This is a genomic window from Gottfriedia sp. NPDC057948 (genome assembly GCF_042887255.1).
GTDB lineage: Bacteria > Bacillota > Bacilli > Bacillales > Bacillaceae_G > Gottfriedia.
The window spans coordinates 232,256-257,184 of record NZ_JBHVPN010000004.1; the positions used below are offsets into that span (position 1 = coordinate 232,256).

The following is a 24,929-nucleotide window of genomic DNA, read 5'->3' on the forward strand; positions in this document are numbered from 1 at the left end:
TAAAAAGTATTATAATCCAACTTTCCCTAAATTGGTAATTTGTTGGCTTGTGATTTTGAACATAAAAAGATCCCTATCTAATTGGGTGATAGGGATTGGGGGGATGTGTATAACATGATTACTAAAATTTAACTGTTTAAATATTCAGTTAATTTATATTTAATATACATGATGGGAAAATATTCGTCAACCACTTTTGTTAAAAAAATTTAAAATATTCAAAAAATAAGAAATTAAGGTAATTAATGGTATCTTTTTATTGATAATACGTGACTAAAACTCGACAAAAAAGACGAGTTTTTGTGTAAAATAGTCAAATTTTTACTTGTTTTACCTTTTTTTTCTTTTCTAAAAAGATATTAATTGTTAAACTAGAGTAGAATAATATTTTTAAAGGGAGGTTTTTAACGTGAAGGCAGAAGCGCGAAAACTATATAATCCACAAAGAGAAGAATTAAACAAGCCTTCTCGTAATCAATTTCCGCAGACTAAAAAAAGAAAAACAATACGAATCCATCGAATCATTTTGACAACATTATTTTTGTCTTTAATTGTCGCGTCTGGAATATATATGTATAGTGAAAACAAGATCGCTTCGGCAAAGCAACATGAACTATCAACATTACATGTCGAACAAAAAAAAGTAACTAAAACAAAAAAAGATTTAAACAGACAGATTAGACTATTAAATGATCCGGATTTCATAGCAAACTATGCTCGTGATCAATACATGTTCTCTAAAAAAGGAGAAACAATCATCATCGTGCCGAAATCGAAAGATGAGATCAGTTCAAACTAATAATTAATTAAACTTAAAGATTCTCATATAGGTGGGAATCTTTTTTCTATATTTATTATAGAACTAACGTTCGTTTTATGCAAATTTAAAGTCGAACGTACGAACTTAAATAGGAAGAAGGGAATAGAATTAATTCATATCTTTTACATTTTTGTCTTATAAACAGACTCTTTCTCTTATCACTTTGTTGTCTATTTAGTTCTAATTACCCATGATTTCTACAAAATTTTTACTATTCTGAAAAATACATCTTTGTTATAATTTAAATAAGCTTAAATAAGGAGGATTAACATGAAAAAGTTCATTTACGTTTTTGCTATTTTAATTGTACAAGTAATTTTGACGTTCCTTGTTAGTGTTCTCTCGGATTCATCGGCTAGTAATATTGCTATTATGGTAGGATTCGTTACGACGGTCTTCCTTTATTGGAAAACAGCTAAAAAAGTAAGTTATACTCCTCTGCAGCGATATCAATGGTTGCGTGCTGCTGGATTAGAATTTAATGACTTACATAAAGATTTTCAAAGAAAAATTGCTATAAAAGCATCGTTAATTTATAGTTTTTCAGGTTTAGTTGTTACTTTGTATACATCACATATTTTATTATAAGGAATAGTCAAAAAAAATGGACAAGCATACTAATTGCTGTCCATTTTTTTGTTTTTTATTCTGATTCATGTTGTAGGCGTTTAATACGTCTTCTATATGCAATTGATGAAACAAGAATACTTAATTCGTATATAACTAACAATGGTAAGCTTGTCATCATATCAGATACAAAATCAGGCGGTGAAATTGCTGTTCCGATAATAATAAGGATAAAATATGCAAATCGTCGAGATTTTCTTAAAAATGCTGGTGATACGATTCCGATACTTGTTAAAAATAGTATAATGACTGGTAAATCAAAGAAAAACGCAAAAGGAACAACTAAGTTAAATAAGAAGCTAAAGTAGCGCTCAGCTGTGAATGTAACTGTTACTAAGTCTTCTCCGATGTCCTGTAAAAATTTTAAAACGTTTGGAAAGATGAAGTAATAGCCAAATGCTAATCCACAAACGAACAATAAGAATAAAGCTGGTATGTAAAGCATTGTGCTTTTTCGTTCTTTTACATGCAAGGCCGGCTTTACAAACGCCCATATTTGGTAAGCTATGACAGGGATACTACACGCGATCGCGAACACTCCACCAATCATTAGATAAATCCAAAGGACATCACTTGGACCAAGCGCTAGAAGCTTTCCATGCAAATCTTGTACAAGGAAATTGAATATAGCTTTCGTGAAATATAATCCAATCCCTAAAAAAATAACGAATGCAACAATAACTTTTATTATTCGATTTCGAAGCTCATCTAAATGGTCAATGACACTCATTTCTTTTTCTTGCATAATTTCCCCCAAAGCAAACGTGAAAGTATTTTATTACACTTATATAGTATAAATTGGCTGGCGATGTTGATTACTGGATGTAGTTTGCCAATTCTAGGAATAAAGTGTAAGTGCAACTACGTCTTTAGTCTTCGCCTAATAGGCTCGCCAATCGACTAGTTTTCTATAATACCTAAGCTTCCTATATTTTGTCAGAAAAAAGAACAATCGTCAATGAATATAAAGACATTAATTATTCTTAAATTACCATCATTTGTTAATTTATTCATATGAAAACTAACCTTATCCGACTATAATAAAAGTATGAATATGTAAGATAAGGAAGGTATGAATTTTTGGATGGAAAAAGTCATGTAATTGTAGGATTATTTGCAACTGGTGTCACAATGTATGCAACAAAAAATGATTCTATGACCGTCCCACTTATAGTTGGTGCAATCAGTAGTTTGGCTCCTGATTTAGATCATCATAATGGTTCACTAACAAAGAAAGTTTCAATGCCGCTAAAGGTTTTGTTCAGCTTATTATTTTTAGCAGTTACATTATTTATTGTTGTGAAGACAGGGAAGTTAATTTATTCTGGATCATGGATTTATGCAGTGGGTATTCTCATATTATTTATTATTTGTGTTAGCTGGTTACGGAATTTAAAAACAATATTAATGTTAACAGGCATATTAATTGCAGTTATTGGTTGGTTTTTCTTTTATGGTTATTGGTCAATTTTTGCGCTTGGATTATTTATTGCTGTTTCTTCGAGATTAAAGCATCGTGGACCAACTCATTCTCTTTATTTTTTAGCCGTTTGGAGTGGGATTTGTTATTTGCTGCAAAAAGACTTAATGATAAATGGGTTATGGTTAGCTGGTACAGTGGGTTATTTTTCTCACCTATTAGCGGATCAGTTGTTTACAAAACAAAGTATTAAGTGGTTATAGACCTCTTTAATTGTCACATTTTTTTATTAAAAAAGATCCATACTAAGAAAGATGTGACGATGAAAGAAGGGTCAATATTGAAAAAAATAAATTCTCTAATATCCATGTGGATTTTGTTTTTTATGCTTGCTTTGTCAATCCCGGTTGATGCCAGTAGTAATACGTATAACCATCAACGTATTAAAGTGAATACTAATTCTTTTGTTTCTAGCAAACAACCATCAACGCATCTTGCAATTAGGAGATCGTATCGTTCTAATAGAAGTTATCGACCAACAGCACCTAGGTCGAGCTATCGATCGTATAGAAGTCCTGGAAGGAATTTTTTAGGGTATGCAGGTGCATTTGGGTTAGGCTCTCTTTTTGGTTCAATGCTAAACCCATTTGGTGGCTACTATGGTGGTCAGCAGTTTGGTTTTTCATTTTTTGGATTACTATTAGATTTTCTCGTAATAATAGTGATTATTTGGTTTATTAAGAAAATCTTTCGTAGAAACCGATATTAACTTTCCCCTTCCCGAGGTGACTTGTGAAAATCTATTTTGATGAACAAGATGTTGCCAATGCAATTTGTGTATATGTGGCAGATTTAGAAGGAATTCGCCCAGAAAGTGTGCAAATTGAGTTTCAATTTGATGAGGATGACGGGGTAAGCTGCCAAGTTTCGGCCAATTATCGGAACGTATTGTATTATGAGCAACAAATATCTGACGCAATTGGTTTTTACTTGGAAGAGATTCATCGTTTTTCATCCTATGCAATGGAAATCATTATTGGTTTTGATGAAGAAGATGGAATTACGAGTGAAATATCATTTGTCTATTCATAAAACCCGAGAGAGAACGGGACGTTCTTTCTCGGGTTTTTTCGATTGCTTAGGCATAATTGGTTACGTATTCGTAAACAATATCTTGTACTAATTCGTGTAATTCACGGTCATCATTTAATTGTTCGGTAACGATTTGTTCGTACAGTTTATCTAGCATATCAGCTGTAATCCACTGTTCGTGTTCTCCTCTATATTGCATTAACGCTCGTTTAATCATCTGTTTTACAAACTGTCCATCCACTTTTAGTCTTTCCTCCCTTAATCTAATTTTAGTATAGCTAAAATTTTGTATTGTTCCTAGCGAAAAAATTTTATTGAAATCGAACGTATATTCGTTTAATATATGTTTATAATAAAAATAAGAACATTAGTTCTGCTATTTTTTGGAAAATCGGAGTGATATGTATGAGCATTTGTTATGAAGAGTTACCACATCATCGGATATTATGCATCGATATGAAGAGCTTTTATGCAAGTTGTTCTGCGGTCATGCTCGAATTAGATCCATTAGAATGTTATTTAGCAGTTGTTGGAGATGTGGAGAGGGAAGGAAGTATCGTACTTGCAGCTTCCCCGCGATTAAAAAAGGAATTTGGGATTAAAACAGGATCAAGGGTTTTTGAAATACCAAAAGATCCGCGAATCAAAATTGTAAATCCTTCAATGTCAAAATATCTAGAAATCTCAACGAACATAGTAAAGTTATTAAATGAATTTGCACCTTTAGAGGATTTACATGTATACAGTGTTGATGAATGTTTTTTAAAGGTCGATGGAGTGAAGAGATTATGGGGGGATGCATGGGAGATTGCCGAAAAAATTCGTAATGAGATTATGGCAAGATTTCAATTACCTTGTTCGATTGGGATTGGACCGAACATGCTTTTGTCGAAGCTCTGCTTAGATTTAGAAGGAAAAAAAGATGGGATAGCGGAGTGGACTTATGAAGATGTAGAAAAGAAACTATGGCAGGTGAGTCCTCTTAGTGAAATGTGGGGTATCGGTAAAAGAACCGAACGAACTTTAAATACAATGGGTATTTTTACCGTAGGACAGTTAGCGAAATATCCTCTTCATTTGCTGGAGAAGAAATTCGGAGTGATGGGAAATCAACTATATCATCATGCGTGGGGAGTAGATTTGTCTGAGCTAGGTGCTCCAATAATGAACGGACAAATTAGTTTCGGTAAAAGCCAAATATTAATGAGAGATTATACGAAAGTCGAAGAAATTAAATTTGTTATTCGTGAAATGTGTGAAGAGGTTGCACGCCGAACTCGTAATGCTAGGAAGGCAGGACGTACGATTACATTAGGAATTGGATATAGTCGGGAAGAATTCGGTGGAGGATTTTCCCATGCGTTTACAATGGATGAACCTACTAATATTACTTCAGATTTGTATGAAATCTGTACAAAACTATTTGATCGATATTATGAAGGGAAGACAGTTCGGCAAATTCTCATTTCTCTTTCGAATATTGTAAGTGATGAAATCATGCAGTTAAATTTGTTTGATCAGAAAAAACCTCAAAAGCGCAATTTAGGATATGTGATGGACGCAGTCCGAAAAAAATACGGATCATCTTCACTCCTTTGGGCTGTTTCTTATGCGGAAGGAGGAACAGCACTTGCCAGAAGCAAGCTGGTAGGTGGACATAAAGGGTGAACCACTCCCACCACATAGCTAACGCTTGAAGTGGGGGCTTCTCGATTCCATGACGAAAGCAACCTTTCATCTCCACGAGCGTTACTTTCCACAGTTCCTGCGGTAGATGTCCAACGAATGGAGGTTCTTTCGTTACCTTAGTTATTTTACGAGTGGAAGGGTGACGGGCTTGGTTTTCGCACTATGTCTTATTTGTCCACTCAACCTTATATAACTACTTATCAAAGAACAATTCATAAGAAAATCATAGCATATAACCATATGTTTTTCTATCGAAAAAAGGCAATTCATCTCCCACCTACCGTTGGACTAAAGTCCTTCACACGCTTGAGGAAGGAGACTTCTTGCCTGATTAGGTTAAAAAATTTCCTTTTGTCCTTTTCCCCCTGCAAGTGAAAGCCACTAGTTCTACCTAAGATAAAAAGAGAAGAAAAGGAGAAGAATGCCGATGATTCGTGACCGTGGCACAATTAAATGGACGTCAATGATGTTACCAGAACATGTAAAAATGCTTCGTGATTGGAAAGTATCACAAAATTATGAACAACAAAAAGATGTAGATGAACAACTATTAGAGGAAATGAACCGTCATCTTCAACAGGCAATTCACGAAGATGAAAGTGTACAAATTACTTATTATAAAAACCACTATCACCATAATGTAAAAGGAAAAATAGGGAAAATTAATTTACACCAAAATAGGCTATCTATTTATGAAGAACAAGCTGGATATATGGAGCTGTTATTAAGTGATATTGTGGACGTGAAAATAGGATCTTGAAAATCAAAAAAAAGATGAACCATTAACGAAAACTCCCCCGTTTTTTAGTACATATACATCGAAAGGGGGAGTTGAAAATGGCACAAATTGCTACTCAACAACTAACATTGTATGTAAATTTACATGCAGGAAAAGATGCACAAGGAAAAATCATTATCAAGAGGAAGGCATATAAAAATGTCCGAGTTGATATTGATTTAGTGAAGCTAAGTGAAATCGGTAGTGCCTTAGCATCATTGCAAGATCTACCATTAGTAGAGCTAGAAGTATTAAGCAATGGACTACTTTTAAACAGTCTATAAAAAAGGAGGAAAGCGATATGATTCAAACATTAGAGCTTAAATTTTTAAATGAAAACGAAAAAGTTGTTACGCTAACAGTAGACAATCCAACAATTCCAGTTAATCCAACATTAATCAATCAAGTAATGGATAAAATTGTAGCAAACAATGTATTCACTTCTACAAGTGGAATTGTCGTAGCCAAACAAGGCGCACGCTTGGTTGGTAAGGAGATTATTGAAATCGAGTTATAAGTATTATTAGGAAAAGAGTTTTGTAGGTAGTTTAAGACCTTCTGAAATGCAGAAGGTCTTTTCAGAGGTGTGAAATATACATGAGTCAATACCGGAAGATTGTGAAAGCGAGCACCCCGTAGTGGAAATCAACATCACTACTCCTTTACGAAAATTTGGAAATTAATTGACAAAGTACAAAAACTTGAGTTTCAGACTGATTGCAAGCGCTTGTCAACAGTCTGAGACCTTCTGAAATGCAGAAGGTCTTTTTTTGCGTTATAATAATAAAGAATGAAAACATAAAATAGAAGATAGTTAAATTGTAATAAGAATGCTTTAGTAGAATTGGGGAATAGTTAGCATTCAGATTATAAGAGAATAGTAGAAAAGGAGAGAACGACATGGCACTAATTGCAATTGATATGGATGGTACACTGGTAAATGGTAAGAATGGAATACCAATGGAAAACATTGAAAGCATCCGGGCGGCACAAAAGGAAGGAATCCATGTTGTCATTTCTACAGGTAGAATGTATGAAAGTGCGAAGGAAGTATTAGATGAAGCTGGACTAACTTGTCCAATTGTTTGTTTAAATGGCTCACAAATATATGACTATAAGGCGAAAATTTTACACAACGATTCAATGGATAAAGAAATTTTTGCGAAAGCCTTAAGCATATGTGAAGCGGAAAATAAAACATTTATTATTAGTACTAGTGAAGGATCATTTACAAAGTGTCGAGATACACTATATGATGAATTTTTCACTGATAAGCAAACTGGTAAGACACACAAAGTGACAGCTACTTTAAGAAAGGTTCGAACTTATTCTTCTATTGAGGATTTTAATAATCTTGATGTATATAAAATATTATTTCTTTCCAATAAAGAAGAGGTTATTAGTCGCATTCGTCTAGAACTAATGCAAGAAGAGGGTCTACTGATTACTTCGTCAGGCTCAAATAACGTTGAAATTAATGCAGCAAATGTAAGTAAAGGAGCGGCATTATTAAAGCTTGCACCAATCCTTGGAGTAGATTTAAATGAGAGCATGGCAATTGGAGATAGTTTTAATGATGTCTCTATGTTTAATCGAGTAGGCTTTCCAGTAGCTATGGGAAATGCGAAAGAAGAGCTAAAAGGACACTGTGCATTTGTTACAAAAACAAATGAAGAAGCAGGCGTAGCCCATGCGATTTATCATTTTTTAGATCAAAAACAAAAATTAAAGCAAAGTTAATTCAATTTATAGACTGGCAAAAGAGAGGAATCAAAAGTCAAAGTACTTTTGAGACTCTCTTTTTTTATGGAGAATGTTGCTGATTTTCTAACATTTGAGTTCCTTTTTGTATTCTTACCATATCTAATAGACACTTCTTACTCCTTGATTTAATTAATAGACATAAAGTATGTATAGGCTAACATAATCTAAATATAAACTATAAAAGATGTGGAGTGTTAAAATGGATGCAGCCCTAGGTATATTTCCAATCATTATTATGCTTTTTAACATTGCAATTCCTGTAGGTCTTATAGTAGTAATCTACTACTTTTATAAATTATTTAAAATCCGAAATGAGGAATTAAAGAAGCAAAATGAACTATTAAATCGGATTGTAAATGTACTAGAGAGGTCATAGACTCTCTCAATACTATAATGATTTAACAGAACTTAGTCCGATGGTGACTAAGTTTTTTTATATTAAATTTGAAAAAAAATAAAAAACTAGTGGACATGCTGTAACGAAAAGAAAAAACTTTCATATTAATAAACTATATCAACAAATATAGACAAGCCTTTAATATGTTACTCCTAAAAGGATTTATGTCTAAATAATAAGAAAAGGTGATAGTATGAGATACCCAAGACCGCCAAGACATCATTTTCCACCAATACCTCCTGGCGAGAGTTTTGCATTTGTTACTAATAGTGGTGGAACAGTTTCTGTTATAAAAGAAGGTACAATTGTAACTTTTCCATCATTTCAGTATTTAGGTGAAGGAGTTACAATTGATCGAGCAAATGATCGATTAACAGTTGAAGTACCAGGTAATTACTTTATTACTTACACAGTGAATTTAAATGCACTATTAGACGTATCTACAAGAATATTAGTAAATGGTAGACCTATAAATGCATCAGCAATCGTAAATGAAGTGAATAGATCCATTTACGGTAGCCAAATGATCTTACCATTAGACGCGGGAGATACAATTTCACTTCAATTGTTTGACTTTGTTGGAGATGTTAAGTTGTTACAAGGCGCTGGAGCTACAATTAATCTATTCAGAGTTCATTAGTACAAGTTTTAATCGTTACTCCTCAGGAAGACTCCCTATTTGCGTTACAAGAATGCACTGCTTTTTAAAAAGTAGTGCATTTTTTAATAGGCATAAATCATAAAGTAATAAAGGTGAATCTAGTAATAACCACGAAAGTACATATCGTAAAGTATAAAATTAACAAGGGAGAATGATCTATGAGTAAAAAAGAGTTTCTATTAGATCAATTAGAAGTCTGTAGAAATGTTGAAAGTTGGATTCAACCTTTAAGTGTAGCATTGGAGAATTTAAGTTTAGAGGATATAAATTGGAGACAAAATGATTTTACTCATACGATCGGTGAAATCGTATACCATCTGTATTTCTATAATGAACGATGGTTGAGAAGATTTAATGGAGAAATACCAACTGAAGTGATTGAAAGTAATGCTTCAACTTTTCGGGAGATGGAAAATTTAACAAAAAAAGATTGGCAGTCGCTTGTTAAACGGTTAGATGAGAATTTAGCGAATTGGCAGCAAGCTATAAAAGAAGCAGATGAACCCAGACTTTATGAACAAATTCCAAATTTTCCAGTAGATGCACTCTGGTGGAGAGCGTTATCTAATCTATGTACTCATAATGCTTATCATATTGGGCAAATCCTCTACATACGAAAAGCACTAGGTTCATGGGTATCAAAAGCAGAGTAGGAAGCTAATACGGATAATAAACATCATTAAATAATTTATATTGTCGTATAAGAAATAGTAGGCTATTTTGGAAGAAGTGGTAATGGATGGAAATAGAATTGAAAAAAGATAAATAAAGGAAAATGGGGAACTAAAGATGATCACACAAAATGTTAGGGGTTACATTTTGAATAAGTACAAGATAAGCGAAGTGGATTTTTTAGGAAAAGGGCAAGAAGCAGAAGTTTACTCTTATGATCAAACGAGAGTCTTAAAATTATATAAACCAACCGCATATTCAAAGTTAGAAATATTAAAGCAATTTTATGAATCAATGAATTTAAGTGATGCAAATTTTGAATTACCAAAAATTCACGAGATAATAAAAGAGAAGGATGTTGTTTTAACAATTGAAAAACGAATTGAAGGCAAAAATATTCAAAAGGATTTATCAAATTATGATGAGCAAGTATTAGATTCTTTCTTTGAAAACTATCTATCTACAATAGTAAGTATTCAAAAGATTGAATTGGAAGAGCAATTTAAAGGCATTAAATTATTAAGTGATTATGATGAAATTTATACAAAGGACTGGAACGATTTTTTAAAACAATCGTTACTAAGAAAAAATACAGAAGTAGATCGATATTTGAAAAGAGATGTATTAGATTACGAAGTGAAATTAAAACGATTAATGGATGCATTTTCAGTTGGATATGAAGGGGAATATGCATTAGTACATGGTGATTATTATCCATCAAATCTATTAGTAAATTCAGATGGACGAATTAATGGTGTAATTGATTTCGGATTAATGACGTTATATGGGGACCCATTATTTGATGTTGCACTAAGCTGGATTTTATTTGATTTATATGATGAATTGGGTGAAATAAAGCTAGAAAAATATTTAAATAAAGTAGTTAATCAATTAGGAGAAGAAGTTAGAAGTACAATCCATTTGTACGTTCTATTTTATAGTATCTATTCGGCAAATTTCTTTTCAGAAACTTGCAGTGATGGACACTATCAATGGAGTGTTCGTAATTTAAATAACGAAAAGTTTTGGGCTGCACTAGAAAATTAATGAAAAATATGAAACTACTAACAAAAAAAATGCTCACTATTAAATAGTAAGCATTTATTTGTTTATTTATTTACTTCTGATTTAACTAAACCAGCTACAAGTATATAACGCTGTGGTGCATGTCCAATAAAATTAAACGGATAACAAGTGCTTACCGTTAAAGTTGGTCTTGGTTTTGGGATAATAACAGTGCGATCATCTTTATCAACGATGCGAATCTTATGAACTTTGTAAGTAAATGTACCAGCCGAAGTTTTAACAATTAACGGATCGCCCACTTTTACTTTGCCAAGCTCACGGAATACAGTATCTCGATGTCCAGCAAGAACACTATTATCTCTTTCACCTGGCATCACAGATTTAGCATAATGACCAATTCCTTTTGCAAGCTCATCCTCATCTGTCCCGTGGAAGATTGGTAGAGTTGCAGAAATTCGAGGAATCGTTAATGACCCCATTTCATCGCCAAATTTAGGATAAGTCTTGTAAAGCGGTTCGTCTCTTTTAATTTGCTTCAATTTAGTTGCTGTTTCTGTTTTGATTTCTTTTTTGAAATCATCCTTAGACTGTTTATACAGCACATAGGTTTTAATTAAAGAATAAGCATTTGTTGTAGCAAAAAATAATCCGACAATAAAAAGGAGTGCTGAAAAAATAAGTATGACTTTTCGTTTACGATTCATAGCTTATCGTTTAACAATTACCTTTTTACGTAAAACAACAGCAGTTAACATCATTAACATACCAACCATTGTCCATTCAGTTGTATGAGTTGCAGTAGTTGGAAGTTTACCGCCATTTTCCGTTCTTACTGTAACAGTTGGTTTTGGGTTTTTAATTGCTTTTTGAGTATCTTTAACGATATCTACAATTTGGTCATCACCAATAAGTTCCTCTGGTGAAAGTACAGCGTCTAATAATAGATTACCAGCGTTGTCATAAATCTCTAAATATACTTTTATATTTTCCATAGAATCCATAGAATCATCCATAGTAAGTAATTTAGCAAAAGTTAAAGGAGTTTTAACGCCATTTTGTTCAATTGCAACTTTAATATCAATTTTTAAAGTAGATTGAAGCTCTTTAACGATATTCATTAATTCAACTTTTAATTCAGCTGGTAATTCTTTTGGAGTAGCCTCAGTATCCATTGAGAAAAATTCAGGATAATTTTCTTCTAAAGCAGATGCACGTTCTCCTAATGCTTCTAATTTTGCTTCAACAGCAGGATCATCACTCACAACTTTTTCTAGGTATGCAGATAGATTATTAATTTCTGTTTGAGTAATTCCAAACTCTGAAAGAGCACTAGAAAGATCGTCCATAGAAGGGAATTGATCTTCTACACTACCTGACCCTGACTCATCTTCATCTAAATAAATTAAGTTTTCGATATCTGAAGTAAAATAATACGTATCTAGTAAGGATGCATTTTTGTCCATATCATCATATTGGACTGCTAGATCGATAATTTCATCTTCAGTGTAACCGTACTCATCTAGAAGATTGTCTAAAGTTTTTTGTGTAAGTCTTTCACCTAAAGTATCTTTTAACTCATCAACTGAATCGAAATCAGAGATTGACTCACCGTAGTAAGAATTTAAATAATCCTCTAATTGCTTTTGAGTTAGGTCGATACTAACTAAATAAGTTTTTAATTCATTTGCATTTGGCGCTGCATAAGCAGTTACGCCTGGTACTACTAATGCTGCAGATAAAACGACTGAAGCTAATACCTTTTTCATATTATTTCCCCCTTAATAGTGCATTCCCTAAATGTAAATGTGATTAGATCAGTTTTATGAATGATTCAAATATAATAAAGGTATGAGGGCATAAGAAAGCCGATTATTTAGAATTGCTCAATAATCGGCGCCAGAAAAATAAAATTATTCCGCTTCTTTAGGAGCTCGAACGACAGATTCGAATTTTCCTTTATGGGTACCGTCACAATAGGGTAATTTACTTGACATGCCGCATCGACATAATGAGAAAGCTGCTTTTTGCGGATATGTATTCCCTTCAGCATCAACTAACTCAACAGTACCAGTTACACGTAAAGGACCATTATCTAAAACCTTGATTTGAACATCAGACATATTAATTTCCTCCTACACATCTTAGAATTATTATATATTACATTTAAGTTAAAATAAATGGGTGATTTTAATAAAGTATTAATTTTTAACATGAAATTAACATGGATTTAGTATAAAATGAAAAGGTTGTTTTTTTTATCCTAAAAAATGATAAAGGTAAACTAAGAAAAATTTAAGTTTAGGAGTGACAATTCATGATTCGAATAGCAAAAAAAGAAGATGCCAAACAAATTGTCCCTCTAATTGTACAAGCGATTGAAGATATTGTATTTATGTTAACAGGGACATCATCATACGAACAAGCAACACCAATTTTAGAATATTATGTTCAATCTGAACAAAATAGACTAAGTTACCATAATTGTTTAGTGAAAGAAATTGAAGGAAAAGTTGTAGGAGTGATTATAGCCTACCATTCCATGGAACTATCAGTACTTGATCGTGAAATGCTTCAAATAATAAGTCGTAATTTAAATATACAAGATGTTAAAGTTGATAAGGAAGCAGATGATGAAGATTTTTATATTGATACATTGTCAGTGCATCCAGATTATCAAGGCAAAGGAATTGGAACTGAATTATTAGAAGGATTACTTTCTTTTGCCAAAAACAAAGGGATTGCAAGAGTTTCATTAAATGTAGATCAAGACAAACCTTCTGCTCGCCGACTATATGAAAAAGTGGGATTTAAATATGAGAAAGTTAGATTTATTATGAATCATTCATACGATTATTTAGTGTTCCCAATAAATGAAAAAATATTCGAAATAAAAGTCGTTTAAGATGCATCCTTTCGATTGTTTAAGTTAAAATTAAGTTTGAACAATAGGAGGGATACATATGAATTTTTTTACATTTGCAAATCCAACAGAATTAATATTTGGTAAAGATAGTGTACAAAAGTTAAAAGAGAAGGCTGCTAGCTTTGGAAAGAATGTTTTAGTTGTATACGGTGGTGGAAGTATTAAGAGAAATGGCCTATACGATCAAATAGTAGGTATTCTTAAAGAAGCTGATAAAACGGTTTATGAACTAAGCGGAGTTGAACCAAATCCGAAATTATCAACAGTTCATAAAGGGATACAAATTTGCAAAGAAGAAAATATTGACTTTGTTTTAGCTGTTGGTGGTGGTTCTGTAATCGACTGTACAAAAGCTATTGCAGTTGGTGCAAAATTTGATGGTGAGATTTGGGATGTTATTACACGTAAAGCATTCCCAACAGATGCATTAAAATTTGGAACAGTATTAACGCTTGCAGCAACTGGTTCAGAAATGAACGCTGGGTCAGTTATTACAAATTGGGAAACAAATGAAAAATTAGGTTGGGGAAGTAAATTTAGTTACCCAACGTTTTCAATACTAGATCCTCAAAATACATTTACAGTTCCTCGTGATCAAACAGTTTATGGATCAGTGGATATAATGTCACATGTTATTGAGTCATATTTCCACCATGGAACGAATACAAAAATTCAAGATCGTTTCTGTGAGGGTATTTTAAAAACAGTTATTGAAACTGCTCCGATCGCCGTAGAGAAATTGGATAATTATGAAGCTCGTGAAACATTATTATATAGTGGAACGATGGCATTAAATGGAATCTTAAGTATGGGTGTCCAAGGTGATTGGGCTACACATAATATCGAGCATGCTGTTTCTGCAGTAACAGATATTCCACACGGCGGAGGATTAGCAATTATTTTCCCTCATTGGATGGAATATGTAATGAACGAAAATGTTGATCGTTTCTGCCAATTTGCAGATAGAGTATTTGATATCAGGCAAGAGTCAATGTCAAAAGAAGAATGGGCATTAGCTGGTATTAAAGCTTTACGCACATTCTGGAACCAAATAGGTGCGCCAAGTCGTTTAAGTGAGTACGGTATAACAAAAGAGCAACTACCTGAAATGGCTGCTAAAACGGTTAAATATGGTCCGTTTGGTAACTTCAAAAAATTAGATCAAGAAGATGCATTGAAAATTTTAGAGGCAGCTCTTTAAGAAAAACTGGACAGAGAAATAACTCTGTCCAGTTTTTATATTGAATGATGGTTAACGCCAATATTATTTAAAAAAGTTGAAACAATTGAATAGTAATCATCTTTATTTTCATTTAAACTCATAGCGTGTTCACCATTTTCAGCAATGAACAGTTCTCTCTTATTTTGATTTTTCGCTTCAAATAATTTAAGTGTATGTGTAAATGGAATATAAGGGTCTGGTTTACTATGAACAAATAACACGGGATTTTTAATATTATGTGTAGCCAGTAAAGGGGAAATATCCTTAATGAAAAATCCATTCCGAAGCTTTAACCAAATGCTAGAAACGGGAAGGATTGCCCATTTAGGAAGTTTATAATCCATTTTCAAACGATATGTAAGCTGTTCCTCAAATGTAGAGAACGCGCAGTCTGAAATATAGAAAGCTGCAGAATCCTCAATAAAACCAGCATATTGTAACATTGTGCAAGCTCCCATCGACTCTCCATGAATGCCAAGGACAATCTCACCTTTTAAATCCTTTAAATATTGAACAACAGTTTGTAAGTCGTATTTCTCATAATAACCATAGCTAGTTGTATGTCCACCTGACTCCCCATGTCGCCTATGATCATAAGTAAGTACATTAAAACCAAGCTTTAAAAATAGCTCAGCATATTTAATAGAGTTATTCTTATTAACCGTTACACCATGTGTAATAATGACCCAATTATTTGTATCAAAGGCCTCAAACAAGTATCCCTTCAATTCATACCCATAACGAGATTGAATAGAAAAGGGCTGTTTTTGAACAGATCGATACAATCCTTCATCAAATCGGAAATTTTCCAACTCGCGCTGATAAATAAACTCAAGTGAATTTGTTTTCATAAACAAAACTTGCTGCGTAAAATAGTAACCAACTCCAATAAAATAAATGAGAAAAAGAACAGCCACAACAAGCGAAATCATCATAATAGAACCATCACTCTCTATCCAAAAAGAATATCAAGAATTGTAGTTAACTCACCGCGGGTTTTACCTTCTAAAATTGAAGGATTATAAACCTCAACAAAGCCACAATTTAAGCAAGAAACAAATAAAAAATGATTATAATCAATATCTAGTAACTTACTTAAACCTGAACCAGACATTGATACTTCTTTCGTTTTAGCGTGTGTATGCTTACATTTCGAACAAACAAATTTATCCTTTATCAATTCTTCTGCTCTAGCCATAAATAAAACCCTCCTTTTTAGTAAAGTGTATCATAGGAAAAAGAAAATTTAATAAAGGGATTTTGACAATAAAATTAAGAAATACAAGTTTGAAAATTGAACATTGTCGCTTAATGTTCATAAATACTCCTATTATGATATAAGAAGATTCATGAGTAATGGAGTTTAATTAGCTATAAGGTGTCTATGGGTAAGTAAAAAGGGAATAAGGTGGAGTATGCTTACTCATAAGGTGTGTTCATGAGGAAGTAAAAGTGGAAGAAGATGGAGTTTGGTTCCTCATCAATGAATATATTTTGGTGGACAACTAGACAAGAGATTATGATTTATGATAAATTATACAAGAAAAATTCCTTTAAAAACTACATATTTTAAATCGATGAAAAGGAAAGTAGTTTTTGCTATATTCGATAGCGAGCTAGGGACGGTGGAAGCCTAGTGATGAAGCATGAATGAAGAACACCTTTGAGTTCTAACCGAACAGGATCTCTTAAGTAGGCTTAGACGTTACCAGCACGTTATTAACTGGGATAAGCAGTGTTAGCTTTAAAGTTGGTCATATTATGACAATTTGGGTGGTACCGCGGAAGTTAGTCTTTCGTCCCTTTTATAGGGATAGAAGGCTTTTTTTATTGGAAAATTAACATAAGGAGGCTAATTATGATAAAGACTGTAGTAAAAGATTTATACAGAAATCAAGAAAATTTTAAAGAAAAAACCGTTCAAATTTCAGGATGGATTCGTACTCTTCGTGATTCTAAAACAATTGGTTTTATGGAGTTAAACGACGGTACATTCTTTAAGAGTGTACAAATAGTATTTGAGGATAATCTTGATAATTTCAAAGAAATTACGAAGTTACCGATTAGCTCTACTGTTTTAATAGAAGGTGAATTTATTCCAACTCCGGAAATGAAACAACCTTTTGAAATTAAAGCGACAAAAATTGTGATTGAAGGATTATCAGATACAGATTATCCATTACAAAAAAAGAGACATTCTCTTGAATATTTAAGAACAATTGCACATTTACGTCCAAGAACGAATGCATACTCAGCGGTTTTCAGAGTAAGATCACTTGCATCATATGCAATTCATAAATTCTTCCAAGAAAAAGGATATGTATATGTACATACACCGATTATTACTGGAAGTGACACAGAAGGCGCAGGAGAGATGTTCCGTGTGACAACAATGGATCTGAACCAACTTCCAAAAGCTGAAGGCGGAAAAGTGGATGAAGGCGCAGATTTCTTCGGTAAAGAAACTAACTTAACTGTAAGTGGCCAATTAAATGGTGAAGCTTATGCCCTTGCTTTCCGTAATGTGTATACATTTGGTCCGACATTTAGAGCGGAAAATTCAAATACTGCACGACATGCCGCAGAATTCTGGATGATTGAGCCGGAAGTTGCTTTTGCCGAACTACCAGATATCATGGATCTTGGTGAAGACATGGTTAAGTTTGTAATTAATTACGTATTTGAACAGGCACCTGAAGAAATGGAATTCTTTAATAGCTTTATTGATAAAACTCTTATTGAAAGATTAAAAAATGCATTAGAATCTGATTTTGGTAGAGTTACTTACACTGAAGCTGTTGAATTGTTACAGAACTCTGGTAAAAAGTTTGACTACCCAGTTGAATGGGGAACAGATTTGCAAACTGAACATGAACGTTACTTAAGTGAGGAAATTTACAAGCGTCCTGTATATGTAACTGACTATCCGAAAGAAATTAAAGCATTTTATATGAGAGCGAATGAGGATGGCAAGACAGTTGCTGCGACAGACTTATTAGTTCCTGGTATTGGCGAATTAATCGGAGGAAGTCAACGTGAGGAAAGAGAAGACGTCCTTGTAGAGCGAATCAAAGAACTTGGTATGAATGAAGAAGATTACTGGTGGTATTTGGAGCTTAGAAAATACGGCGGTACAAAACATTCTGGTTATGGAATTGGATTTGAACGACTTGTTATGTATTTAACAGGAATGAAAAACATCCGTGATGTAATACCATTCCCACGTACACCAGGAAATGCAGATTTTTAAATAGAAAAATGAACAATAGGATGCTGCGGCATCCTATTGTTTTTATGAAGAGCCAAAAGAAACTGAGTTTTAGCATTTGAAAAAAGAGAAATAGTAGTTTTATAATATAATAAGCAAAGATGAAATACTTCTCTTCCTACTTTAAATTAATGATAAAATAATGGAAATGGAAGGTGATATAAAATGAAAAAAAGAAAACCACAGCAGCCTGTAAAACCGGCGTACGAACAGAAAGAAAAAATATCATTAGGATCATTAATGAATGAAGAAATTCTTCAAAAATTAAAAAATACAAAAAAACAATTACAAGAAAATGAAACAAAGCTAAAAGAGGAAGAAGAAGCACGTATTCGTGAAGAAAAGAGATTACGTGAGAAAAATAAATCATTCGAAGAGTTACTTAACGAGAGTAATTTCTCTTGGAAGGACTTTAAATAAGACGCTAAATGAGCGTCTTATTTTTTTTTGCACGTGTAAAAAATTAATTTAATCATTTTTTTATACTAAATTTCACATTGTGAAATTATTTGATTGTTCAAAATTTTATAATTTTTTATAGTGAAATTAAGTTAAACAAAAGGTAGTAGGTGGTGTAAATAATTTAAGATAGTGAAATTGAACTTTTTGAAAGCGCTTAAAAAAATTTCCGAATTCGATTTAAAAAACAAATGTTAAAAAAATTACATATCGGAGTGGAGGAATTATTAAATGGGTATTCGTACAGGAGCGCAATATATTGATGGACTAAGATCTAGAAAGCCAGAGGTATGGCTAGGTGGAGAAAAGGTAGAGGATATCGTAAACCATCCAGTTTTCAAACAACCGATTCTAGAGATTGCAAAATTATATGATATGCAGTTCGATCCAGCTTATCAAGACAAAATCACACATATTAGTGAAGAAACTGGTGAGCGAATTTCTAATGCATTTTTAGTGCCTAAGTCATCTGAAGATATTAAAAAACGTGGAGATTTGTTCGAAGCATATGCAAAGTCAACATTTGGTTTAATGGGAAGAACACCAGATTTCTTGAACATTGTTTTAACTTCAATGGCAAGTAATTCATGGTTTTTAGATAAATATAATCCAGAGTGGTCAAAAAATGTCCAAAATTATTTCAAATTTGTTCGTGATAACGACATCTTCTTAACGCATGCAATTATTAACCCACAAAATGATCGCAGCAAGCCATCTTATGAACAAAAAGACTTATTTACTCATTTAGGTGCTGTTGAAGAAACGGTTGATGGATTAGTCGTTAGAGGGGCTAAAATGCTTGCAACATTAGCACCGATTACAGATGAAGTCATTATATATTCATTCCCTGGATTCCATGAAGGTGATGAGCGATATGCTTTAGCATTTGCACTTCCGATTGACACGCCAGGATTAAAAATTTTATGTAGAGAGCAAATGCAAGATGGTAAGAGATCATTTTTTGATCATCCATTAGCATCTAGATTCGAAGAAATGGATGCTGTTCTTGTATTTGAGGATGTGTTAATTCCTTGGAATCGTGTATTTATTCATAATAATGTTGAAGCTGCAAATAATCTATATCCAAAAACAGGTATTGCACAACAGCCTGCTCACCAGTCTGGCGTAAGAGGCTATGTAAAATTAGCTTTTGCAGTAGAGGTAGCATGCAGGTTAGCTGATTCAATTGGAGTAGATGTTTATTTAAATGTCCAAAATGACTTAGGTGAACTACTACAATCAGTTGAAACAATTCGTGCTTTACTTCGAGTTTCCGAAATAGAGTATGAAACATTACCTTCAGGCGAAGTAAGACCGGCATGGGAACCACTTGAAACGATTCGTGGCTTGCTTCCAACTATGTACCCAAGAGCAATTGAAGTGATTCAAACAATTGGTGCAGGCGGCTTATTAATGTCGCCAACAGAAGCAGACTTTGAACATCCTGAACTAAGAGACGCTATGGATAAATACTATGTTGGACGTGAAGGCGTATCCTCATTAGACCGAGTTCAATTATTCAAACTTGCATGGGATTTATGTGGAGAAGCTTTTGGACAAAGAGCACTTCAATATGAAAGATATTATACTGGTGATCCAATTCGAAAAAGAGCAATTTACTATAACCAAATGAAACGTAAGAAAACGTTTAGTATGGTGGACGATGCATTAAATGGAGCAAAAAACTTAAAAGGAGTATCGACTAATCTAGCGAATTCTAAAGTTAACTGATTAATTTTAGAAAGCAGGGATTTTATGAAATTTTTTAGCATCAAAGAGGAGGGGATCTAATGATCTCTTCAGTTCAAAAGATTTCTAGAATATTAGATTGCTTTACAGAAGAAGAACCAGTCCTAGGAAATTTAGAAATAGCTGAAAAGTTAAATATGAATGCAAGCTCGGTCCATCATTTAGTTCGAACTCTTTGTGCTGAAGGGATTTTAATTCAGGATAATAAGAAAAAGTATCGACTTGGTTGGAAGTTGCTTGAATGGAGTAATCACGTTATGTATCAACAAGACATATATAGTGAAGCCATTCCGTTATTAGAAAATCTACTAAAAAATTATGATAGTACCGTTCATATCGGAATGTTTGATAAAGGGGACGTAAGATTTGTCTTAAAAGTTTCCTCTAAACATTCGATACCTGTCCCAACATTTATAGGTGCTAAACGGCCTGCATATTGTACGAGTACCGGTAAGATTCTACTATCATATAATCCAGCATACTTAAAAACAACGATTGAAAAAGGCTTTAAAGCTTATACAACAAATACAATTACGACTATTGATGCATTAAAAAAAGAAATGACTGCGATTAAAGAGAATGGCTATAGCATAAGCAACAATGAAAATGATTTAGGATTATTCGGAATTGCAGCTCCAATTCAAACATATACAGGTCAAACTTTTGCAGCATTAAATATGGTTGGACCAGTTTCGTATATGATGAGCCAAGACATAGGTCGAATGATTCAAGATGTTGTGAAAACTGCTAAAACAGTCTCAAATCAGCTTGGTTATATTAATGCATAATGATAGCGCTTACTTAAAGTTCAAATAAAAATGAATTAATTGGAGGATTAGAGATGAATCTTAAAAGTCGAGTTTTTAATATTTTCAAATTGATTGAGGATAATAAAGAGCTATTAAAACCACCAGTTAATAATAAAGTTATTTGGGAAGATTCAGAGTATGCTGCAATGATTATTGGAGGACCAAATAAACGTAGAGACTTTCATATCGATCCTGCAGATGAATTTTTCTATCAAATTAAAGGTAATTGCTATGTTGAGTGTATTACACCGGATGGCAAGCGTGAAGTTGTAACAGTTGGAGAAGGTGAAATTTTTATGCTTCCTTCTTTTGTTCCACATTCACCTCATAGAGTAAAAGATTCATATGGGATTGTGCTTGAACGAAAAAGAGCAGAAGGTGAATTAGAAAGTTTTGTTTGGTTCTGTGATGAGTGTAATGAAGAGATGCATAAAACGACTGTTCAATTAACGGATATTGGTACGCAAGTAAAAGAAGCGATTGAGCAATTTAATGCTAGCCTTGAATTAAGAACATGTAAAAACTGTGGTCATGTCATGAAAGAGGAAGCGGATGAATGGGTATGCGTATAGACTTTCATACACACATCATTCCTGAGGATTTACCGAATTTTTTTGAAAAATACGGTCATGAAAGATGGCCAATTTTACAACCGACATGTTCATGTGGTGCCAATATTATGGTTGCTGGAAAAGTATTTAGAGAAGTAACTGATCAAGTTTGGAGTCCTGAAAAGAGAATTGAGGACATGAATAATGAAGATGTAACAATGCAAGTGCTGTCGCCAATTCCAGTTACCTTTTCGTATTGGGCACCAGCTCCAGCAGCATTGGAAATGGCTCAAATTCAAAATGATTTCATTGCAGATACAGTTAAAAAGAATCCTTCAAAGTTTATTGGATTAGGGACAGTACCAATGCAGAACGCTGAAATAGCTATTAGGGAAATGGATCGCTGTATTCATACACTTGGATTAAGTGGACTGGAAATTGGTACAAATGTAAATGGAACAAATTTAGACAGTGACGAGTTTAGTCCATTTTTTGAAATGGCTGAAAAATGGAATGTCCCATTGTTTATTCATCCGTGGGAAACATTAGCGAAGGATCGTACACCCGATCATAACTTTATGTACACGGTTGGAATGCCGAGTGAAACAGCTTTAGCTGCTGCTAGCTTAACATTTGGTGGAGTGATTGAAAAGTATCCAAAATTAAAGATTTGTTTTGCACATGGTGGAGGTTCATTCCCATTTATTCTACCTAGATTAGATCAAGGATGGAAGGTATGGCCTCATTTGCGCAAAACTGCCTATCCGCCAAGTCATTATGTAAGTAATTTCTATTTTGATTCTCTTCACTATGATCCTATTAATATTCAATTTTTAATTAACCGATTTGGCTACGACAAAATTGTGATGGGCTCGGATTATCCTTTCTTATTGAGAGAAACGCCACCTGGAAGAGTGATTAATCAAATGGATATTAATAAAGAAATGAAAGAAGCTATTTTAGGAAAAAATGCCCTGAAATTTTTAAATATTAAGGAGGCAGATTTAGTTCATGGAAAACAAAGTATTGACTCCAGAAGATAGATTAATAAGTTTAGGTTATACACTTAAACCAATAAGACCGGCTTCAGGTAATTATGTAAAGTCTGTTCGTACAGGTAATTTACTATTTACATCTGGGCAAGGTGTAGATGAATACCATGGCAAAGTTGGACGAGAGTTGACGCTAGAGGAAGGATATGCTGCTTCTAGAGAGTCAATGCTAAATTTAATTAGTGTATTAAAGTACGAATTAGGTGAACTTTCGAAAGTAAAACGAATTGTCAAAATCTTAGGCTTTGTAAATAGTACAGAAGATTTCTATGATCATCCGAAAGTGATGAACGGAGCTTCTGACCTTTTAGTAGAAGTGTTTGGTGAAAGAGGAAAACATGCTAGATCAGCTGTTGGGATGGCACAGCTTCCACATAATACAGCGATCGAAATTGAAATGGTTGTAGAAATAGAGGATTGAAAAATTTGGTGACACTCGTGTCACCTTTTATTCTATTAGAATGGTAGGTGCCTATTATGCAAGTTACAGAGAAGAAAAATAAAACATTACCGATTGATTGTAAGCATTTTATTGATGGACAATATATTCCTTCTTTTAATCAAAAAACATTTTTAAATATTAATCCTGCGACTGAAGAAGTATTAGGTTCTGTTTCTGAAGGTGGCGAGTTAGAAATTGAACTAGCAGTAAAAGCAGCAAAACGAGCGTTAAAAGGTGAGTGGAAACAATTTACTAGCAATCAAAGAGCGGCAGTATTAAGAAAAATCGGCGATGGAATATTAGCTCGAAAAGAAGAATTAGCGGCGTTAGAGGCAATGGATACTGGAAAGCCATATGATCTTGCTTTAGAAGTTGATATTACTAGATCGGCTCACAATTTTTATTTTTTTGCTGATTATATTACAACGTTAAGCTCTGAGTCTCATATGCAAGATCAAACTGCCTTACATTATACATATCGTAGACCTGTAGGTGTAGTCGGAATGATTAACCCATGGAATCTCCCTTTATTACTATTAACATGGAAGCTTGCACCTTGTTTAGCGGCTGGCAATACAGCAGTTATGAAGCCAGCAGAATGGACACCAATGACAGCTACAGTTTTAGCTGAAATTTGTAAAGATGCAGGCGTACCAGACGGAGTTGTGAATGTTGTTCACGGATTTGGAGCAAATGCGGCAGGTTCAGCTTTAACAGAGCACAGAGATGTTGATGCCATCACATTTACTGGTGAAACAAAAACAGGTTCAGCAATTATGAAGGCGGCAGCTCCAACGTTAAAAAAATTATCGTTTGAGCTTGGTGGAAAAAATCCAAACATTATCTTTGCTGATTCTGATTTAGACGAAGTGATTGAAACAACTTTAAAATCATCTTTTATGAATCAGGGAGAAGTTTGTTTATGTGGATCTAGAATTTATGTTCAGAGATCAATCTTTGATGAATTTATTGATAAATTTGTCGCAAAAACAAAGGAATTAAAAATTGGCGATCCGTTTGAAGAAGGCACAAAAGTTGGTGCGGTCATTAGTAAAGAACATTACGAAAAAGTATTATCTTATATCGAGATTGCAAAAGAAGAAGGCGGAACTATTTTAACGGGTGGCAGTAGACCAGCATCAATTGAAAAAGGATGCTTTATCTCACCGACAATCATTACAGGATTAAACCGTGATTCTAGATGTGTAAGAGAAGAAATATTTGGTCCAGTCGTAACAGTTATGCCTTTTGATTCGGAAGAAGAAGTGATTGAATGGGCAAATGACACTCATTATGGTTTAGGAGCTACAATTTGGACAAATGATTTACGCAGAGCCCACCGAGTTGCACATCAAATTGAGGCTGGAATCATTTGGGTAAACACTTGGTATTTAAGAGATTTACGTACACCATTTGGAGGTATGAAGCAAAGCGGTTTAGGTCGTGAAGGTGGAATTCATAGCTTTGAGTTTTATAGTGAATTATCGAATATCACGATTAAATTATAA

Annotated in this window: 31 protein-coding genes and 1 other annotated feature; of the genes, 24 read left to right on the plus strand and 7 right to left on the minus strand. The window is 33.5% G+C overall.

What is annotated here, in order from left to right; all coding sequences use genetic code 11:
- The first annotated feature begins 409 nt into the window (after positions 1-409).
- Entirely contained in the window at positions 410-799 is a 390-nt protein-coding gene (locus ACFVRR_RS09655) for an FtsB family cell division protein (protein ID WP_387327567.1), read from the plus strand.
- Between the two features lie 291 nt (positions 800-1,090).
- Entirely contained in the window at positions 1,091-1,408 is a 318-nt protein-coding gene (locus ACFVRR_RS09660; protein WP_056475504.1) for a hypothetical protein, read from the plus strand.
- 55 nt (positions 1,409-1,463) lie between these two features.
- Here the strand turns inward: ACFVRR_RS09660 and tatC are convergent, their stop codons facing one another.
- Positions 1,464-2,192 (minus strand): twin-arginine translocase subunit TatC, encoded by a 729-nt coding sequence (gene tatC, locus ACFVRR_RS09665; protein WP_387327570.1) that lies wholly within the window; start codon positions 2,190-2,192, stop codon positions 1,464-1,466.
- Between the two features lie 335 nt (positions 2,193-2,527).
- Between tatC and ACFVRR_RS09670 the strand changes: the two genes are divergently transcribed.
- From ACFVRR_RS09670 to ACFVRR_RS09680, 3 genes are all read left to right on the plus strand, one after another.
- Entirely contained in the window at positions 2,528-3,130 is a 603-nt protein-coding gene (locus tag ACFVRR_RS09670; RefSeq protein WP_387327573.1) for a metal-dependent hydrolase, read from the plus strand.
- A 77-nt stretch (positions 3,131-3,207) separates the two neighbouring features.
- On the plus strand, positions 3,208-3,636 hold the full coding sequence (locus ACFVRR_RS09675) for a hypothetical protein (protein ID WP_097974668.1): 429 nt from the start codon (positions 3,208-3,210) through the stop codon (positions 3,634-3,636).
- A gap of 23 nt (positions 3,637-3,659) precedes the next feature.
- Complete coding sequence (locus ACFVRR_RS09680) at positions 3,660-3,959, plus strand: DUF2653 family protein (protein WP_097974670.1); 300 nt, start codon at positions 3,660-3,662, stop codon at positions 3,957-3,959.
- A 46-nt stretch (positions 3,960-4,005) separates the two neighbouring features.
- Here ACFVRR_RS09680 and ACFVRR_RS09685 read toward each other — a convergent pair whose 3' ends face one another.
- Complete coding sequence (locus ACFVRR_RS09685; RefSeq protein ID WP_097974672.1) at positions 4,006-4,200, minus strand: YqzH family protein; 195 nt, start codon at positions 4,198-4,200, stop codon at positions 4,006-4,008.
- A gap of 164 nt (positions 4,201-4,364) precedes the next feature.
- Between ACFVRR_RS09685 and ACFVRR_RS09690 the strand changes: the two genes are divergently transcribed.
- The 9 genes from ACFVRR_RS09690 to ACFVRR_RS09730 all read left to right on the plus strand — a co-directional run bounded on the left by ACFVRR_RS09690 (position 4,365) and on the right by ACFVRR_RS09730 (position 10,967).
- The gene (locus ACFVRR_RS09690) at positions 4,365-5,627 is read left to right on the plus strand and encodes a Y-family DNA polymerase (protein WP_387327576.1); all 1,263 of its coding nucleotides are present in this window, start codon (positions 4,365-4,367) and stop codon (positions 5,625-5,627) included.
- Positions 5,628-6,075: 448 nt separating this feature from the next.
- Complete coding sequence (locus ACFVRR_RS09695; protein WP_387327579.1) at positions 6,076-6,408, plus strand: YolD-like family protein; 333 nt, start codon at positions 6,076-6,078, stop codon at positions 6,406-6,408.
- 77 nt (positions 6,409-6,485) lie between these two features.
- Positions 6,486-6,710, plus strand: coding sequence for a DUF1659 domain-containing protein (locus tag ACFVRR_RS09700; protein WP_387327581.1), 225 nt, complete (start codon positions 6,486-6,488; stop codon positions 6,708-6,710).
- Positions 6,711-6,727: 17 nt separating this feature from the next.
- The gene (locus ACFVRR_RS09705; protein WP_056475532.1) at positions 6,728-6,943 is read left to right on the plus strand and encodes a DUF2922 domain-containing protein; all 216 of its coding nucleotides are present in this window, start codon (positions 6,728-6,730) and stop codon (positions 6,941-6,943) included.
- A 383-nt stretch (positions 6,944-7,326) separates the two neighbouring features.
- The gene (locus ACFVRR_RS09710; RefSeq protein WP_387327585.1) at positions 7,327-8,166 is read left to right on the plus strand and encodes a Cof-type HAD-IIB family hydrolase; all 840 of its coding nucleotides are present in this window, start codon (positions 7,327-7,329) and stop codon (positions 8,164-8,166) included.
- 223 nt (positions 8,167-8,389) lie between these two features.
- Complete coding sequence (locus ACFVRR_RS09715) at positions 8,390-8,566, plus strand: hypothetical protein (protein ID WP_387327588.1); 177 nt, start codon at positions 8,390-8,392, stop codon at positions 8,564-8,566.
- A gap of 214 nt (positions 8,567-8,780) precedes the next feature.
- On the plus strand, positions 8,781-9,227 hold the full coding sequence (locus ACFVRR_RS09720; RefSeq protein WP_387327591.1) for a BclA C-terminal domain-containing protein: 447 nt from the start codon (positions 8,781-8,783) through the stop codon (positions 9,225-9,227).
- Between the two features lie 179 nt (positions 9,228-9,406).
- Positions 9,407-9,901 (plus strand): DinB family protein, encoded by a 495-nt coding sequence (locus ACFVRR_RS09725; RefSeq protein WP_387327594.1) that lies wholly within the window; start codon positions 9,407-9,409, stop codon positions 9,899-9,901.
- Between the two features lie 166 nt (positions 9,902-10,067).
- Positions 10,068-10,967, plus strand: coding sequence for an aminoglycoside phosphotransferase family protein (locus tag ACFVRR_RS09730; protein WP_387327597.1), 900 nt, complete (start codon positions 10,068-10,070; stop codon positions 10,965-10,967).
- Positions 10,968-11,029: 62 nt separating this feature from the next.
- Here the strand turns inward: ACFVRR_RS09730 and ACFVRR_RS09735 are convergent, their stop codons facing one another.
- From ACFVRR_RS09735 to ACFVRR_RS09745, 3 genes are all read right to left on the minus strand, one after another.
- Positions 11,030-11,650 (minus strand): class D sortase, encoded by a 621-nt coding sequence (locus tag ACFVRR_RS09735; RefSeq protein WP_387327600.1) that lies wholly within the window; start codon positions 11,648-11,650, stop codon positions 11,030-11,032.
- A 3-nt stretch (positions 11,651-11,653) separates the two neighbouring features.
- On the minus strand, positions 11,654-12,712 hold the full coding sequence (locus ACFVRR_RS09740) for a processed acidic surface protein (protein ID WP_387327603.1): 1,059 nt from the start codon (positions 12,710-12,712) through the stop codon (positions 11,654-11,656).
- A 144-nt stretch (positions 12,713-12,856) separates the two neighbouring features.
- Complete coding sequence (locus tag ACFVRR_RS09745) at positions 12,857-13,066, minus strand: CDGSH iron-sulfur domain-containing protein (RefSeq protein WP_387327607.1); 210 nt, start codon at positions 13,064-13,066, stop codon at positions 12,857-12,859.
- Between the two features lie 194 nt (positions 13,067-13,260).
- Here ACFVRR_RS09745 and ACFVRR_RS09750 point away from each other — a divergent pair, with 194 nt between their 5' ends.
- Together ACFVRR_RS09750 and ACFVRR_RS09755 are read left to right on the plus strand one after the other, a co-directional pair.
- Positions 13,261-13,848 carry a GNAT family N-acetyltransferase gene (locus ACFVRR_RS09750; protein WP_387327610.1) on the plus strand — a complete coding sequence of 196 codons (588 nt, stop codon included), beginning with the start codon at positions 13,261-13,263 and terminating at the stop codon, positions 13,846-13,848.
- A 58-nt stretch (positions 13,849-13,906) separates the two neighbouring features.
- Positions 13,907-15,070: an iron-containing alcohol dehydrogenase gene (locus ACFVRR_RS09755; RefSeq protein WP_387327613.1), complete on the plus strand. Its 1,164-nt coding sequence runs from the start codon at positions 13,907-13,909 to the stop codon at positions 15,068-15,070.
- A 35-nt stretch (positions 15,071-15,105) separates the two neighbouring features.
- On the opposite strand, the gene ACFVRR_RS09760 is transcribed toward ACFVRR_RS09755, so the two are convergent.
- Both ACFVRR_RS09760 and ACFVRR_RS09765 read right to left on the minus strand, forming a co-directional pair.
- Positions 15,106-16,020 (minus strand): alpha/beta hydrolase, encoded by a 915-nt coding sequence (locus tag ACFVRR_RS09760; protein ID WP_387327832.1) that lies wholly within the window; start codon positions 16,018-16,020, stop codon positions 15,106-15,108.
- 23 nt (positions 16,021-16,043) lie between these two features.
- Complete coding sequence (locus tag ACFVRR_RS09765) at positions 16,044-16,289, minus strand: zinc ribbon domain-containing protein (RefSeq protein WP_335491992.1); 246 nt, start codon at positions 16,287-16,289, stop codon at positions 16,044-16,046.
- Between the two features lie 370 nt (positions 16,290-16,659).
- Positions 16,660-16,898 (plus strand) — a binding site (T-box leader).
- 51 nt (positions 16,899-16,949) lie between these two features.
- Between ACFVRR_RS09765 and asnS the strand changes: the two genes are divergently transcribed.
- From asnS to ACFVRR_RS09805, 8 genes are all read left to right on the plus strand, one after another.
- Positions 16,950-18,341 carry an asparagine--tRNA ligase gene (gene asnS, locus ACFVRR_RS09770; RefSeq protein WP_387327617.1) on the plus strand — a complete coding sequence of 464 codons (1,392 nt, stop codon included), beginning with the start codon at positions 16,950-16,952 and terminating at the stop codon, positions 18,339-18,341.
- A 183-nt stretch (positions 18,342-18,524) separates the two neighbouring features.
- Positions 18,525-18,779, plus strand: coding sequence for a YqkE family protein (locus ACFVRR_RS09775; protein ID WP_387327620.1), 255 nt, complete (start codon positions 18,525-18,527; stop codon positions 18,777-18,779).
- Between the two features lie 270 nt (positions 18,780-19,049).
- A complete protein-coding gene (locus ACFVRR_RS09780) occupies positions 19,050-20,549 on the plus strand; it encodes a 4-hydroxyphenylacetate 3-hydroxylase family protein (protein WP_387327623.1) in 1,500 nt (499 codons plus the stop codon).
- A 59-nt stretch (positions 20,550-20,608) separates the two neighbouring features.
- Entirely contained in the window at positions 20,609-21,355 is a 747-nt protein-coding gene (locus ACFVRR_RS09785) for an IclR family transcriptional regulator (RefSeq protein ID WP_387327626.1), read from the plus strand.
- 53 nt (positions 21,356-21,408) lie between these two features.
- Entirely contained in the window at positions 21,409-21,948 is a 540-nt protein-coding gene (locus ACFVRR_RS09790) for a 3-hydroxyanthranilate 3,4-dioxygenase (RefSeq protein ID WP_056475668.1), read from the plus strand.
- Positions 21,933-22,970 carry an amidohydrolase family protein gene (locus ACFVRR_RS09795; protein WP_176522475.1) on the plus strand — a complete coding sequence of 346 codons (1,038 nt, stop codon included), beginning with the start codon at positions 21,933-21,935 and terminating at the stop codon, positions 22,968-22,970. The genes ACFVRR_RS09790 and ACFVRR_RS09795 overlap by 16 nt, the downstream gene beginning before the upstream one ends.
- A complete protein-coding gene (locus ACFVRR_RS09800) occupies positions 22,939-23,400 on the plus strand; it encodes a RidA family protein (protein ID WP_097974701.1) in 462 nt (153 codons plus the stop codon). The genes ACFVRR_RS09795 and ACFVRR_RS09800 overlap by 32 nt, the downstream gene beginning before the upstream one ends.
- Before the next feature lie 56 nt (positions 23,401-23,456).
- Positions 23,457-24,929 carry an aldehyde dehydrogenase gene (locus tag ACFVRR_RS09805; protein ID WP_387327631.1) on the plus strand — a complete coding sequence of 491 codons (1,473 nt, stop codon included), beginning with the start codon at positions 23,457-23,459 and terminating at the stop codon, positions 24,927-24,929.

What these genes read in the sequence shown, in the direction of transcription:
- ACFVRR_RS09710 (WP_387327585.1), top strand. Translation starts at nt 7,327, where the DNA reads ATGGCACTAATTGCAATTGATATGGATGGTACACTGGTAAATGGTAAG.
- tatC (WP_387327570.1), bottom strand. Translation starts at nt 2,192, where the DNA reads ATGCAAGAAAAAGAAATGAGTGTCATTGACCATTTAGATGAGCTTCGA.
- ACFVRR_RS09750 (WP_387327610.1), top strand. Translation starts at nt 13,261, where the DNA reads ATGATTCGAATAGCAAAAAAAGAAGATGCCAAACAAATTGTCCCTCTA.
- ACFVRR_RS09795 (WP_176522475.1), top strand. Translation starts at nt 21,933, where the DNA reads ATGGGTATGCGTATAGACTTTCATACACACATCATTCCTGAGGATTTA.
- ACFVRR_RS09695 (WP_387327579.1), top strand. Translation starts at nt 6,076, where the DNA reads ATGATTCGTGACCGTGGCACAATTAAATGGACGTCAATGATGTTACCA.
- ACFVRR_RS09740 (WP_387327603.1), bottom strand. Translation starts at nt 12,712, where the DNA reads ATGAAAAAGGTATTAGCTTCAGTCGTTTTATCTGCAGCATTAGTAGTA.
- ACFVRR_RS09705 (WP_056475532.1), top strand. Translation starts at nt 6,728, where the DNA reads ATGATTCAAACATTAGAGCTTAAATTTTTAAATGAAAACGAAAAAGTT.
- ACFVRR_RS09785 (WP_387327626.1), top strand. Translation starts at nt 20,609, where the DNA reads ATGATCTCTTCAGTTCAAAAGATTTCTAGAATATTAGATTGCTTTACA.
- ACFVRR_RS09725 (WP_387327594.1), top strand. Translation starts at nt 9,407, where the DNA reads ATGAGTAAAAAAGAGTTTCTATTAGATCAATTAGAAGTCTGTAGAAAT.
- ACFVRR_RS09800 (WP_097974701.1), top strand. Translation starts at nt 22,939, where the DNA reads ATGGAAAACAAAGTATTGACTCCAGAAGATAGATTAATAAGTTTAGGT.
- ACFVRR_RS09690 (WP_387327576.1), top strand. Translation starts at nt 4,365, where the DNA reads ATGAGCATTTGTTATGAAGAGTTACCACATCATCGGATATTATGCATC.
- ACFVRR_RS09720 (WP_387327591.1), top strand. Translation starts at nt 8,781, where the DNA reads ATGAGATACCCAAGACCGCCAAGACATCATTTTCCACCAATACCTCCT.
- ACFVRR_RS09715 (WP_387327588.1), top strand. Translation starts at nt 8,390, where the DNA reads ATGGATGCAGCCCTAGGTATATTTCCAATCATTATTATGCTTTTTAAC.
- ACFVRR_RS09700 (WP_387327581.1), top strand. Translation starts at nt 6,486, where the DNA reads ATGGCACAAATTGCTACTCAACAACTAACATTGTATGTAAATTTACAT.
- ACFVRR_RS09805 (WP_387327631.1), top strand. Translation starts at nt 23,457, where the DNA reads ATGCAAGTTACAGAGAAGAAAAATAAAACATTACCGATTGATTGTAAG.
- ACFVRR_RS09775 (WP_387327620.1), top strand. Translation starts at nt 18,525, where the DNA reads ATGAAAAAAAGAAAACCACAGCAGCCTGTAAAACCGGCGTACGAACAG.
- ACFVRR_RS09660 (WP_056475504.1), top strand. Translation starts at nt 1,091, where the DNA reads ATGAAAAAGTTCATTTACGTTTTTGCTATTTTAATTGTACAAGTAATT.
- ACFVRR_RS09790 (WP_056475668.1), top strand. Translation starts at nt 21,409, where the DNA reads ATGAATCTTAAAAGTCGAGTTTTTAATATTTTCAAATTGATTGAGGAT.
- ACFVRR_RS09735 (WP_387327600.1), bottom strand. Translation starts at nt 11,650, where the DNA reads ATGAATCGTAAACGAAAAGTCATACTTATTTTTTCAGCACTCCTTTTT.
- ACFVRR_RS09755 (WP_387327613.1), top strand. Translation starts at nt 13,907, where the DNA reads ATGAATTTTTTTACATTTGCAAATCCAACAGAATTAATATTTGGTAAA.
- ACFVRR_RS09780 (WP_387327623.1), top strand. Translation starts at nt 19,050, where the DNA reads ATGGGTATTCGTACAGGAGCGCAATATATTGATGGACTAAGATCTAGA.
- ACFVRR_RS09745 (WP_387327607.1), bottom strand. Translation starts at nt 13,066, where the DNA reads ATGTCTGATGTTCAAATCAAGGTTTTAGATAATGGTCCTTTACGTGTA.
- asnS (WP_387327617.1), top strand. Translation starts at nt 16,950, where the DNA reads ATGATAAAGACTGTAGTAAAAGATTTATACAGAAATCAAGAAAATTTT.
- ACFVRR_RS09765 (WP_335491992.1), bottom strand. Translation starts at nt 16,289, where the DNA reads ATGGCTAGAGCAGAAGAATTGATAAAGGATAAATTTGTTTGTTCGAAA.